The organism is Cupriavidus sp. 10L45 (assembly GCF_056395225.1).
In genome coordinates this window covers 1-12,957 of sequence record NZ_JBFTJC010000012.1, presented here as the reverse complement: position 1 = coordinate 12,957, position 12,957 = coordinate 1, and the positions used below count along the sequence as shown (strand labels likewise).

Sequence of the window (12,957 nt, the reverse complement as noted above, 5' to 3'; positions counted from 1 at the left end):
ATGGCACCGCAGCCGTGCCCGCCTGCGGCATACTGCTGCAACTTCGCCGTCATATGGGGTCATTTGCCCCGATATGCCGAGCAAGCCCGTTGGTACGCCCTTCGTCGTGCCGTCCCCAGGATTCCCGGTCTATGTCCAGCCCCGAACAAGGTCAATCTCTTCCGCCCTCCCCGCCGCGCCGCCCCGGCCCGGCCCGCCGCCGCACCTGGATCGCCGTGGCCGTCATCGTCGTGCTGGCCGGCGTCGGCTGGTACTGGCACAGCCACCGGCAGGCCGCGCAGGAGGCCGGCGCGGCCACCGGCGGCGCCAGCGGCCCCGGCGCGGGTCGCCGCATGGGTGCCAGCGGCCCAGGGGGCCCGGGCGGCCCGGGCGCGCAACCGCGTTCGCCCGTGGTGGTCAACACGGTGGCCCGGCGTGACATGGACGTGGTGCTCAACGGCCTGGGCAACGTGACGCCGGTGACCAATGTCACCGTGCGCGCCCAGGTCTCGGGCCCGCTGCTGAAGGTGCTGTTCAAGGAAGGCCAGATGGTCAAGGCCGGCGACGTGCTGGCGGAGATCGACCCGCGCCCGTTCCAGGCCACGCTCGACCAGGCCGTGGGCCAGCTCGCGCGGGACCAGGCGCTGCTCCAGAACGCCCGGCTGGACCAGCAGCGCTACAAGACGCTGCTGGCGCAGGACTCCATCTCCAAGCAGCAGGTGGATACCCAGGACGCGCTGGTGCGCCAGTACGAGGGCACCGTGAAGACCGACCAGGGCAATGTGGATAACGCCCGCATCCAGCTCGGCTATACCAGGATCGTGGCGCCCAACTCGGGCCGCATCGGCCTGCGGCAGGTGGACCCGGGCAACATCGTCGGCACCGGCGACACCAACGGCATCGCGCTGATCACCCAGATCCAGCCGATTGCCGTGCTCTACACCATTCCCGAAGACAACCTGCCGGCCGTGCTGAAGAAGCTCAACGCCGGCGAGAAGCTGCCGGTGCAGGCGTGGGACCGCCAGGTGCGCAACCAGCTTGGCGAAGGCACGCTGCTGACCACCGACAACCAGATCGACACCACCACGGGCACGGTCAAGCTCAAGGCCATCTTCCCGAACACGGACGGCATGCTGTTCCCGAACCAGTTCGTGAACGTGCGCACGCGCGTGGACACGCTGGTGGACGCCACCGTGATCCCGGTGGCCGCCATCCAGCGCGGCCAGCAGGGCACCTTCGTCTACGTGGTGGGCGATGACAACCAGGTGAAGGTGCAGGTGGTCACGCTGGGGCCGACCGATGGCGCCCAGACCGCCGTCATGAAAGGATTGGAGCCGGGCCAGCGCGTGGTCGTGGACGGCGCCGACCGCCTCAAGGAAGGCATGATCGTGGAAGCCGTGGACCCGGCCGCGCGTGCCGCCGCCACCACGCCGGCCAGTTCGCCGCGCGGGCGTGGCCGGCGCCATGGCGGTGCCAGCGGCCCGCACGCCGGGGCCAGCGATGCCTCCGGAGCGGCTGGGGCGATGGGCGCCTCCGGCGCCGCAGCCGAGCGCCGGCGCCCCCGTGACGGCGACACCAATCCGAACCCGACCACGAACACGCCGGCCAACCCCACCGGCACCGTCGGCCAACGGCCGCAGCAGTAAGCACGGCGACGCACCCGAGACGGCATGAATCCCTCACGCATCTTTATCGAACGGCCGGTGGCCACGGCACTGCTGATGCTGGCCATCCTGCTGTCCGGGCTGGTGGCGTACCGGCTGCTGCCGCTGTCCGCGCTGCCGGAGGTGGATTACCCGACCATCCAGGTCACCACGCTCTACCCGGGCGCCAGCCCGGACGTCATGACCTCCTCGGTCACGGCGCCGCTGGAGCGCCAGTTCGGCCAGATGCCGGGGCTCAAGCAGATGTCGTCGTCGTCCTCTGGCGGCGCGTCGGTCATCACGCTGCAGTTCGAGCTGTCGCTGTCGCTGGACGTGGCCGAGCAGCAGGTGCAGGCCGCCATCAATGCGGGCGGCAACCTGCTGCCCTCGGACCTGCCCATGCCGCCGGTCTACAGCAAGGTCAATCCGGCCGATGCGCCGATCATGACGCTGGCGATGACCTCGGACACCCTGCCCCTGCCCAAGCTGCAGGACATGGTGGACACCCGCGTGGGCGCCAAGATCTCGCAGATCCAGGGCGTGGGGCTGGTCACCATCAGCGGCGGGCAGCGCCCCGCCGTGCGCATCCAGGCCAATCCCACCGCGCTGGCCGCGTTGGGCATGTCGATCGACGACCTGCGCACCGCCATCGGCAGCGCCAACGTGAACGGCGCCAAGGGCAGCTTCGACGGCCCCGCGCGCGCCTCCACCATCGACGCCAACGACCAGCTCCGCTCCGCCGACGAATACCGCCAGATCATCATCGGCTACCAGAACGGCGCGCCGATCCGCATCACCGACGTGGCCGACATCGTCGACGGCCCCGAGAACAGCCGGCTGGCCGCCTGGGCCAACAGCAAGCCGGCCATCGTGCTGAACATCCAGCGCCAGCCCGGCGCCAACGTGATCGAGGTGGTGGACCGCATCAAGACGCTGCTGCCGCAGCTGCAGGCGGCGCTGCCGGCCTCGGTGCACGTGCAGTTGCTGACCGACCGCACCACCACCATCCGCGCCTCGGTCAAGGATGTGCAGTTCGAGCTGCTGCTGGCCATCGCGCTGGTGGTGATGGTGATCTTCGTCTTCCTGCGCAACATCCCGGCCACCATCATCCCGGGCGTGGCGGTGCCGCTCTCGCTGGTCGGCACCTTCGGCGTGATGTACATGGCCGGCTTCTCGATCAACAACCTGACGCTGATGGCGCTGACCATCGCCACCGGCTTCGTGGTGGATGACGCCATCGTGATGATCGAGAACATCATGCGCTACATCGAGGAAGGCGATTCCCCGATGGCTGCGGCGCTCAAGGGCTCCAAGCAGATCGGCTTCACCATCATCTCGCTGACCTTCTCGCTGGTGGCCGTGCTGATCCCGCTGCTGTTCATGGGCGATGTGGTCGGCCGGCTGTTCCGCGAGTTCGCCATCACGCTGGCGGTGTCGATCCTGATCTCGGCCGTGGTGTCGCTGACGCTGACGCCGATGATGTGCGCGCGCCTGCTGCGCCACGTGCCCGAGGAGGAACTGCCGCGCTTCCATCGTGCCACGGGCCGCTTCTTCGACAACGTGATCCACCGCTACGGCCAGGCGCTGGAGTGGGTGCTGGACCGCCAGACCGCCACGCTGGTGGTGGCCGTGGGCACGCTGGTGCTGACCGGCCTGCTCTATATGCTGGTGCCGAAGGGCTTCTTCCCGGTGCAGGACACCGGCGTGATCCAGGCCATCACCGAGGCCTCGCAGACCACCTCGTTCGCGGCGATGGGCCGCAAGCAGGAGGCCGTGCAGAAGGTGATCCTGCAGGACCCGGCGGTGGCCAGCGTCTCGTCGTTCATCGGCGTGGATGGCACCAACACCACGCTCAACGCCGGGCGCATGCTGATCAACCTCAAGCCCAAGGCCGACCGGGACAGCATGGCGGTGGTCACGCAGCGGCTCCAGGACGCCGTGCAGCAGCTTGGCGGCGTCTCGCTCTACACCCAGCCGGTGCAGGACCTGACCATCGAGGACCGCGTCTCGCGCACGCAGTACCAGTTCACCGTGGAAGACCCGGACCCGGCCACGCTGGCCGAATGGGTGCCCAAGCTGGTGGAGCGCCTGCGCCAGGAACCTGAGCTGCGCGACGTGGCGAGCGACCAGCAGAACAACGGCCTGCGCGCCTATGTGGACATCGACCGGGACGCCGCCGCGCGGTTCGGCATCACCACGGCCGTGATCGACAGCGCACTCTACAGCGCCTTCGGCCAGCGGCTGGTGTCGACCATCTTCACGCAGTCCAGCCAGTACCGCGTGGTGCTGGAGACCATGCCGCAGTTCCGCACCAGCCCGCAGTCGCTGGCCGAGCTGCGCCTGCCGTCGTCGTCGGGCGGGCAGGTGCCGCTGGGCGCCATCGCCCGCATCAGCGAGCGCACCGGCCAGTTGGTGATCAACCATCAGGGCCAGTTCCCGGCCGCGACGGTCTCGTTCAACCTGGCCCCGGGCGAGTCCCTGGGCGCCGCCGTGGACAAGATCACGCAGATCGAGAAGGAGCTGAACCTGCCGATCTCGATGGTCACCGAGTTCCAGGGCGCCGCGCTGGCCTTCCGCGCCTCGCTCTCCAACACGCTGTGGCTGATCCTGGCCGCCGTGATCACGATGTACATCGTGCTGGGCGTGCTCTACGAGAGCACGATCCACCCGGTGACCATCCTGTCCACGCTGCCCTCGGCCGGCGTGGGGGCGCTGCTGGCGCTGCTGGTCTCGGGGCAGGACATCGGCATCATCGCGATCATCGGCATCATCCTGCTGATCGGCATCGTCAAGAAGAACGCCATCATGATGATCGACTTCGCGCTCGAGGCCGAGCGTGAGGGCGGCATGGCGCCGCGCGACGCCATCTTCCAGGCCTGCCTGCTGCGCTTCCGCCCGATCCTGATGACGACCATGGCCGCCCTGCTGGCCGCCCTGCCGATGATGCTGGGCACGGGCATCGGCTCCGAGCTGCGCCGGCCGCTGGGCGTGACGATGGTCGGCGGCCTGCTGGTCAGCCAGGTGCTGACGCTGTTCACCACGCCGGTGATCTACCTGGCATTCGACAGCGTGGCGATGCGGCTCAAGGGGTGGCGCAAACGCCGCTTCGGCGATCCCGACGACGGTGGCGACGGTGGCGACAACGAGGACGCCCATCGTCCCCGCCAGAACCCGAATCCGAACGCGAACCCGCAGGAGCCGCACGCCTGATGAACCTGTCGGCCGCCTTCATCCAACGCCCGGTTGCCACCGCGCTGCTGACCATCGGCATCCTGCTGGCGGGCCTCGCGGCGTTCCGGCTGCTGCCGGTCTCGCCGCTGCCGCAGGTGGACTTCCCGACCATCTCGGTCTCGGCGTCGCTGCCCGGCGCCAGCCCCGAGACCATGGCGGCCACCGTGGCCACGCCACTGGAGCGCGCGCTGGGCACCATCGCTGGGGTGACCGAGATCACCTCCAGCAGCTCGCTGGGCTCCACGCGGGTGACGCTGCAGTTCGACCTCTCGCGTGACATCGACGGCGCCGCGCGGGACGTGCAGGCGGCCATCAACGCCTCACGCGGGACGCTGCCGACCAGCCTGCCGAACAATCCGACCTATCGCAAGGTCAACCCGGCCGACGCGCCGATCATGATCATCGGGCTGACCTCGCCCACCATGACGCGCGGCCAGCTCTACGACGCCGCCTCGACCATCCTCTCCCAGAAACTGTCGCAGGTGGAGGGCGTGGGCCAGGTGACGATTGGCGGCGCCTCGCTGCCGGCGGTGCGGGTGGAGCTGAACCCCACGGCGCTGAACAAGTACGGCATCTCGCTGGAAGACGTGCGCAACACGATCTCGGCCACCAACGCCAACCGCCCGCTCGGCGTGCTCGAGAACAACGTCAACAACTGGCAGGTCTACGCCAACGACCAGGCGATGACGGCCAAGGACTACATGCCGCTGATCGTGCGCTACGCCACGCCGGGCACGTATTCGTCCGCCTCGGCCGGCGCGCTGATTGCCAGCACGGCCAACGCCACGGCCGGCGGCGGGGTGAGCACCAAGACCGTCAACGGGATCACCACTACCACCATCACCACCAGCAGCGGCACCACCACCGTCAGCTCGGGCGCCACGGGCGGCAACAGCGCCGCCGCCGGCCCCAACGCCTTCGCGGTGCCGATCCGGCTCCAGGACGTGGCCAGTGTGGTGGATTCGGTGCAGGACATCCGCAATGCCGGCTCGGCCAACGGCAAGCCGTCGGTGCTGCTGGTGCTGAACCGCTCGCCCGGCGCCAACATCATCGAGACCGTGGACCGCGTCAACGAGATGCTGCCGCAGCTGCGCAAGATGATCCCGGCCAGCATCTCGATGGACGTGATGATGGACCGCACGCCCACCATCCGCGCCTCCCTGCGCGAGGTGGAGCACACGCTGATGATCTCGGTGGCGCTGGTGATCATGGTGGTGTTCCTGTTCCTGCGCAACGTGCGCGCCACGCTGATCCCGAGCGTGGCCGTGCCGGTGTCGCTGGTCGGCACGTTCGCCGTGATGTACCTGTGCGGGTTCTCGCTCAACAACCTGTCGCTGATGGCGCTGACGATTGCCACCGGCTTCGTGGTCGATGACGCCATCGTGGTGCTGGAGAACATCTCGCGCCATATCGAGAATGGCATGAAGCCGCGCGCGGCCGCCCTGCGCGGGGCGCGCGAGGTGGGCTTCACGGTGTTGTCGATGAGCCTGTCGCTGATCGCCGTGTTCATCCCGCTGCTGATGATGGGCGGCATCGTGGGCCGGCTGTTCCAGGAGTTCGCCATCACGCTGTCGGTGGCCATCCTGGTCTCGCTGGTCGTGTCGCTGACCACCACGCCGATGATGTGCGCGCGGCTGCTGCGCCCCGTGGACGAGCACAAGGCCAGCCAGGGCCGCTTCTACCGGGCCAGCGAGCGCGTGTTCAACTGGATGCACGACCGCTACGCGCGTTCGCTGGACTTCGCGCTGCGGCACGGCAAGCTGGTCTGGGTGATCCTGCTGGCCACCATGGCGCTGAACGTCTGGCTCTACGTGGTCGTGCCGAAGGGCTTCTTCCCGCAGCAGGACACCGGCCGGCTGATCGGCTTCATCCGCGCGGACCAGGCCACCTCGTTCCAGGCCATGCGCGGCAAGCTCGACAACTTCATCAAGATCGTCCAGTCCGATCCGGCCGTGGTCAACGTCACCGGCTTCACCGGCGGCTCGCAACGCAACACGGGGCAGATGTTCGTGACGCTGAAGCCGCTGAACGAGCGCAAGGAGTCCGCCGACGCCATCATCGCCCGGCTGCGCCTGAAGCTGGCCAAGGAGCCCGGCGCCAACCTCTACCTGCAATCGGTGCAGGACATCCGCGTGGGTGGGCGCCAGAGCAGTTCGCAGTACCAGTTCACGCTCCAGTCCGACGACCTGGAGACGCTACGCACCTGGGAGCCCAAGGTGCGCGCGGCGATCTCGAACATCAAGGGGATCGAGGATGTGGATACCGATACCAATGACAAGGGCCTGCAGACCTCGGTGATCATCGACCGGGACACCGCCTCCAAGCTCGGCGTCACCGCCCAGCAGGTGGATGCGGTGCTCAACGACGCCTTCGGCCAGCGGCTGGTCTCCACGATCTACCACCCGCTGAACCAGTACCGCGTGGTGATGGAACTGAGCCCGGAGTACCTGCAGGGGCCGCATGCGCTGCAGGACATCTACGTGGTCACCGGTAACGGCCGGCGGGTGCCGCTCTCGGCCTTCGCGCGCGTCACGCCGACCAGCACGCCGCTCGGCGTGAACCACCAGGGCCAGTTCGCCGCCTCCACGATCTCGTTCAACCTGGCCGAAGGGTTCTCGCTGTCGGAGGCCACCGACGCCATCCGCCAGGCGTTGGCCAAGATCGGCGCCCCGGAGACGCTCCAGGCCAACTTCCAGGGCGGCGCCAAGGCGTTCCAGGACTCGCTCAAGAGCCAGCCCTACCTGATCCTGGCCGCGCTGATCACCATCTACATCGTGCTCGGCATCCTGTACGAGAGCTACGTGCACCCGCTGACCATCCTGTCCACGCTGCCCTCGGCCGGGGTGGGCGCGCTGCTGGCGCTGCTGCTGTTCAAGACCGAATTCAGCATCATCGCGCTGATCGGCGTGATCCTGCTGATCGGCATCGTCAAGAAGAACGCGATCATGATGATCGACTTCGCCATCGACGCCGAGCGCAATGAGGGCATGAGCCCGCGCGAGGCGATCTATCGCGCCTGTCTGCTGCGCTTCCGGCCGATCCTGATGACGACCATGGCCGCGCTGCTGGGCGCGGTGCCGCTGGCCATCGGCCGGGGCGACGGCGCCGAGCTGCGCGCGCCGCTCGGCATCTCGATTGTCGGCGGCCTTGTGGTGAGCCAGTTGCTGACGCTCTACACCACGCCCGTGGTCTACCTCACGCTCGACCGCTGGCGCCTGCGCGTGCAGGCATGGCGCGCCCGCCGCCAGCGCCACGGCCAACGCCCGGACGCCGCGCCGCGGCTGGAATCCTGACCTCCATGATGAAGATGAACCGCCCCCTTTCGCTGCCCGGCGCCTCCGCCATCGCCCTGGCCTGCATGGTCCTGGCCGGCTGCGCCGTCGGCCCCGACTACCAGCGCCCCGATGCGCCCGTCCCCAAGGCATTCAAGGAGGCCAGCGAGGCCATGCCGGGCTGGACCGGCGACTGGAAGACCGCCGAGCCGCAGGACGCCACGGCGCGCACCGACTGGTGGCGCGTGTTCGGCGACCCGGCGCTCGACGACCTGATGGCGCAGGTGCAGATCTCGAACCAGAACATCAAGGCGGCCGAGGCGCAGTACCGGCAGGCCACCGCCTCGCTGCAGGCCGCGCGCGCGGGCTTCTTCCCGGTGATCGGTGCGTCCGCCGGCCTCTCGCGCGGCGCCAGCAGCACCGGCGGCCGTATCACCAACGGCCAGAACGCCACGCTATCCGCCAGTTGGGAGATCGACGTCTGGGGCCGCATCCGCCGTCAGGTGGAGAGCGCCCAGGCCGGCGCGCAGGCCAGCCAGGCCGATCTGGCCGCCACGCTGCTCTCCACGCAGGCCACGCTGGCGCAGAGCTACTTCCTGCTGCGCATTGCCGATTCACAGCGCGCGCTGCTCGACCGCACCGTGGCCGACTACGAGAAGTCGCTGCTGCTGGTGCGCAACCAGTACCAGGCCGGCACGGCGCAGCGTTCGGACGTGTTGCAGTCGGAAACCCAGTTGAAGAGTGCGCAGGCGCAGCAGATCGACATCCAGATCACGCGCGCGCAACTGGAACACGCCATCGCGGTGCTGGTCGGCAAGCCGCCGGCAGACCTGACCATGGCCGTGGTCGAGGTGGACGACGCCATTCCCAACGTGCCGGTGGCTGTGCCATCGACGCTGCTGGAGCGCCGGCCTGACATCGCGGCGGCGGAGCGGCGCATGGCCTCGGCCAATGCCGATATCGGCGTGGCGCAGGCGGCGTACTACCCCACCCTGTCGCTGTCGGCCACGGGCGGGCTGACGGCGGGCACGCTGGCGCGCTGGCTGTCCTTGCCGGACCGCGTGTGGTCCGTCGGCGCCGGGCTGGCCGGCACTGTGTTCGATGGTGGCCTGCGCGGCGCGGCCAAGGCGCAGGCCGTGGCGGCGTATGACCAGACCGTGGCCAACTATCGCCAGACCGTGCTGGGCGCGTTCCAGGAGGTGGAAGACAACCTCGCCGCCGCGCGGCTGCTGGGGCAGGAAGCCACCGTGCAGAACGACGCGCTGCGTTCCGCGCGCGAGGCGCTGGCGCTGGTCAACAATCGCTACAAGGCCGGCACGGCCGGGCTGCTCGATGTGCTGACCGCGCAAACCGCCGCCTACACGGCCGAGCGCACGGCGCTGTCGATCACGGGCCGCCAGTACACGGCGGCCGTCACGCTGATCGCCGCGTTGGGCGGCGGCTGGCACGCGGAGGGGACGGACACGGCGCAGGCGCCGCAGCCTGCCGCGCAACCGACCCCGCAACCCGCGCCCCAGTAATCAACGCTGCTGGTACCGCGCCGGCGCGAGCGGCAAGGGCTGCTGCCGCACGCGCTCGCGCAGCCAGGTGGCGGCCTTGCCGAGCGGGCGCTGCTTGTGCCAGACCAGCTCCATCGCCACCGGCCAGTCCTGGTCCTGGAAGGCCAGCCGGGGCGATACCAGCGTGGCCGCCGCCGGCGAACTGGCGGCGATGTGCCACGGCACGAAGGCCCAGCCCAGCCGCCGCTTGACCAGTTCGACGATCACCCACTGGCTCTCCACCCACCAGACCTCGGCCGCCACGCGCAACCGCTTCTTCTCCTCGCTGTCGCTGCGCGTGGCCACCATCAGTTGGCGGTGGCGCTTCAATTCCTCGAAATCGACCTGCGCATGGGCGGCCAGCGGATGGTCGGGCGCGCAGATCACCGGCATCGGCACCCAGCCCAGCGCGTGGAAGGCCAGTTCGGGCGGCAGCACTTCCTGCCGCCACATGATGCCGAGGTCCGCGCACTGGCTCATCACCAGCCGGCTGACGTCCTCCATCAGCGGGAACAGCAGCTCCAGCTCCACGGCGGGAAAGCGTTGCGAGAACTCGTCCAGCAGCACGCCAAGCACTTCCTCGGGGTACAGCTCGTCCACGGCCAGCGTCAGGCGCGACTCCACGCCCTCGCCCAGGCTCATCGCCACGCCCCGGAAATGCTCGCAGCGCTCCAGGATCACGCGCGCCTCCACCAGCAGGCGCTCGCCAGCCGGCGTCAGCACCGGGTAGCGCGCGGTGCGGTCGAACAGCGCATTGCCGAGGTCGATCTCCAGATTGGCCACCGCCGCGCTGATCACCGACTGCGCCTTGCCGAGCTTGCGCGCCGCGCCCGAGAACGATCCACTCTCGGCGGCGGCTACAAAGGCTTGCAGCTGGTCCAGGGACAGGCTCATGGGTACTCCTTTCATCACATCGACACGGAATCGACGCCCCACCGGCAGCGATCCATCTGTTTTGCCGATGGTATCCAACTTGTCCTAAGTTGTCCTGCCGATAGAATGGCCTCCATCGATCCCAAGGAGTTCCTGTCATGCGCACCACCGGAGACCGCATCCGCCATACCGTCGGCTTCGAGCTGATCGGCCTGCTGGCCTTCGCGCCGCTGGCCAGTTTGGTGTTCGGCTACGCCCTGCACCAGATGGGCCTGATTGGCGCCGTGGCGTCGCTGATCGCCGCGGTCTGGAACTACGTCTACAACCTGATGTTCGACAAGGCGATGCTGCGCTTCCGGGGGCAGCTGCGGAAGACGCCAGCCATCCGCGTGCTCCACGCCATCCTGTTCGAGGGCGGGTTGCTGCTGGTCTTCCTGCCGTCCGTGGCGTGGTATCTCGACATCAGTCTGGTCGATGCCTTCATCATGGACATCGCCGTGGCCGGCTTCTACATGGTCTACGCGCTGATCTACAACTGGGCCTACGATGCGATCTTTCCGATCCCGAACGCCACGCCGCGCGACTGCGCCGCCGACTGCCCCTGATAGATCCGAGCGTCGCTGAGACGCCAAGCCGACTTCACGGGCGAACTGGCACGTGAAGCGGCTGTTTTACGTCATCCAGCCGATGGCGGGCATGCGTTAACATGCTCGCCATGCCAAATCGTCCCGCCCTGCTTCGTCTCCCGCTGACGGCCGCCATCGCCGCCGTCGCCCTGCTCTCCACCGGCATCGCCGGAGCCCAGGCCAAACCCGCCAAGGCGGCGCAGGCCGTCAAAGCCACTGCATCGAAATCCGCCACGGTCCGCCGCGCGAGCGCCGACACCGTCGATCTGGCCGCCGCCCGCACCGGGCTGCCGGCATCGGTCACGGCCGCGCTGCGCCGGGCCAACGTGCCGCTCTCCGCCGCCAGCTTCTACGTGGTCAAGGTCGGCGCGCCGCAGGCCCGCGTGAGCTGGAACGCCGAGACGCCGATGAACCCGGCCTCGACCATGAAGGTGGTGACCACCTTCGCCGGCCTGCAGCTGCTGGGGCCGGACTACCGCTGGCTGACCTCGCTCTACGCCGATAGCGAACCCGCTGCCGACGGCACCATCCGGGGCAACGTCTACCTGCGCGGGCGCGGCGATCCCAAGCTGGTGCCCGAGGAGATGGCCAAGCTGGTGGCCTCGGCGCGCAACGCGGGCGCCACCACCATTGACGGCGACGTGGTACTCGACCGCAGCTTCTTCGCCGATGCCTCCGAAGGCACTTATACGATCGACGGCGAGTCCCAGCGCGCCTACAACGTCAATCCGGACGCGCTGCTGTACGCCTTCAAGACCCTGTCATTCACGATCACCCCGGACGCCGCCGGCCGCACCGTGGACGTGGCGGTCACGCCCGCGCTGGCGCAGTTGCGCGTGGAGAACCGCCTGACGCTGACCAACGGCCGCTGCGGCGACTGGCGCTCGCGCGCCACGCCCAACATCACCCCGCAGCCGGATGGCACCGTGGTGGCCTCGTTCGACGGCACCTATTCGAGCGACTGCGGCGAGCACGTGGTCAACCTCGCCACGCTGTCGCACAGCGATTTCATCTGGGGCGGCTTCGTGGCCGAATGGCAGGCGGCCGGTGGCCGCTTCGCCCACACGCCGGGGCTGCGCAGCGGCGCGGTGCCGCGTGGCGCGTTCCTGCTGTCGCGCCACTACGGCCAGCCGCTCGGCGACGTGGTGCGCGACATCAACAAGTTCTCGAACAACGTGATGGCGCGCCAGCTGTTCCTGACGATTGGCGCGGAGATGGACCGCAGCGGCCCGGCCAGCACGGCGCGTTCCGCGCAGGTGATCCGCCGCTGGCTGACACGCCAGGGGCTGGACATGCCGGGGCTGGTGCTCGACAACGGCTCGGGACTGTCGCGCGAGGAGCGCATCAGCGCCTATGACATGGCCCGGCTGCTCCAGCAGGCACTGGCCAGCGACGTCGGCTATACGCTGGTCGATTCCCTGCCCATCCTCGGCGTGGACGGCACGCTGCGCAACCGGCTCACGCGCGCCCACGCGGCGGGCAACGCCTACCTGAAGACCGGCACGCTGGCCGATGTGCGGGCGCTGGCCGGCTATGTCGATGCGACGAACGGCGGCCGCTACGTGGTGGTGGCGTACATCAACCACCCGAACGCCTCCGGCGCGCAGGCAGCGCACGATGCGTTGATGGAATGGGTGTTTCGCGGGGCGCCTTGAACAGGSTCGTGGCGCATTGATGCGCCCGCCCTCTCCCCCGCCCCTCTCCCGGAGGGAGAGGGGAGAACACAGGGGGAAGATCGAAAGCCCTCGGTTTGCTCCCCTCGCCCGCTTGCGGGAGAGGGGCCGGGGGAGAGGGT

7 protein-coding genes are annotated in these 12,957 nt (G+C 68.9%); 6 read left to right on the top strand and 1 reads right to left on the bottom strand.

Features of this window, described 5'->3' with window-relative positions; genetic code table 11:
• Positions 1 to 131: 131 nt before the first annotated feature.
• The 4 genes from AC1DFU_RS20860 to AC1DFU_RS20845 are packed head-to-tail and all read left to right on the top strand — an operon-like array spanning position 132 to position 9,645.
• On the top strand, positions 132 to 1,625 hold the full coding sequence (locus AC1DFU_RS20860; RefSeq protein WP_441591778.1) for an MdtA/MuxA family multidrug efflux RND transporter periplasmic adaptor subunit: 1,494 nt from the start codon (positions 132 to 134) through the stop codon (positions 1,623 to 1,625).
• 24 nt (positions 1,626 to 1,649) lie between these two features.
• Positions 1,650 to 4,832 (top strand): MdtB/MuxB family multidrug efflux RND transporter permease subunit, encoded by a 3,183-nt coding sequence (locus tag AC1DFU_RS20855; protein WP_441591776.1) that lies wholly within the window; start codon positions 1,650 to 1,652, stop codon positions 4,830 to 4,832.
• Complete coding sequence (locus AC1DFU_RS20850) at positions 4,832 to 8,146, top strand: efflux RND transporter permease subunit (RefSeq protein ID WP_441591774.1); 3,315 nt, start codon at positions 4,832 to 4,834, stop codon at positions 8,144 to 8,146. The genes AC1DFU_RS20855 and AC1DFU_RS20850 overlap by 1 nt, the downstream gene beginning before the upstream one ends.
• Positions 8,147 to 8,151: 5 nt before the next feature.
• Positions 8,152 to 9,645, top strand: coding sequence for an efflux transporter outer membrane subunit (locus tag AC1DFU_RS20845; protein WP_441591773.1), 1,494 nt, complete (start codon positions 8,152 to 8,154; stop codon positions 9,643 to 9,645).
• Here AC1DFU_RS20845 and AC1DFU_RS20840 read toward each other — a convergent pair whose 3' ends face one another.
• Positions 9,646 to 10,557 (bottom strand): LysR family transcriptional regulator, encoded by a 912-nt coding sequence (locus AC1DFU_RS20840; RefSeq protein ID WP_092298003.1) that lies wholly within the window; start codon positions 10,555 to 10,557, stop codon positions 9,646 to 9,648.
• A 137-nt stretch (positions 10,558 to 10,694) separates the two neighbouring features.
• Here AC1DFU_RS20840 and AC1DFU_RS20835 point away from each other — a divergent pair, with 137 nt between their 5' ends.
• Entirely contained in the window at positions 10,695 to 11,141 is a 447-nt protein-coding gene (locus AC1DFU_RS20835; RefSeq protein ID WP_441591771.1) for a PACE efflux transporter, read from the top strand.
• Between the two features lie 101 nt (positions 11,142 to 11,242).
• Positions 11,243 to 12,817: a D-alanyl-D-alanine carboxypeptidase/D-alanyl-D-alanine endopeptidase gene (dacB, locus tag AC1DFU_RS20830; RefSeq protein ID WP_441591770.1), complete on the top strand. Its 1,575-nt coding sequence runs from the start codon at positions 11,243 to 11,245 to the stop codon at positions 12,815 to 12,817.
• Positions 12,818 to 12,957 lie beyond the last annotated feature (140 nt).

Bases quoted from the DNA above. Each gene is read 5' to 3' on its own strand.
- AC1DFU_RS20835 (WP_441591771.1), top strand. From the start codon at position 10,695: ATGCGCACCACCGGAGACCGCATCCGCCATACCGTCGGCTTCGAGCTG.
- AC1DFU_RS20855 (WP_441591776.1), top strand. From the start codon at position 1,650: ATGAATCCCTCACGCATCTTTATCGAACGGCCGGTGGCCACGGCACTG.
- AC1DFU_RS20845 (WP_441591773.1), top strand. From the start codon at position 8,152: ATGATGAAGATGAACCGCCCCCTTTCGCTGCCCGGCGCCTCCGCCATC.
- AC1DFU_RS20850 (WP_441591774.1), top strand. From the start codon at position 4,832: ATGAACCTGTCGGCCGCCTTCATCCAACGCCCGGTTGCCACCGCGCTG.
- dacB (WP_441591770.1), top strand. From the start codon at position 11,243: ATGCTCGCCATGCCAAATCGTCCCGCCCTGCTTCGTCTCCCGCTGACG.
- AC1DFU_RS20840 (WP_092298003.1), bottom strand. From the start codon at position 10,557: ATGAGCCTGTCCCTGGACCAGCTGCAAGCCTTTGTAGCCGCCGCCGAG.
- AC1DFU_RS20860 (WP_441591778.1), top strand. From the start codon at position 132: ATGTCCAGCCCCGAACAAGGTCAATCTCTTCCGCCCTCCCCGCCGCGC.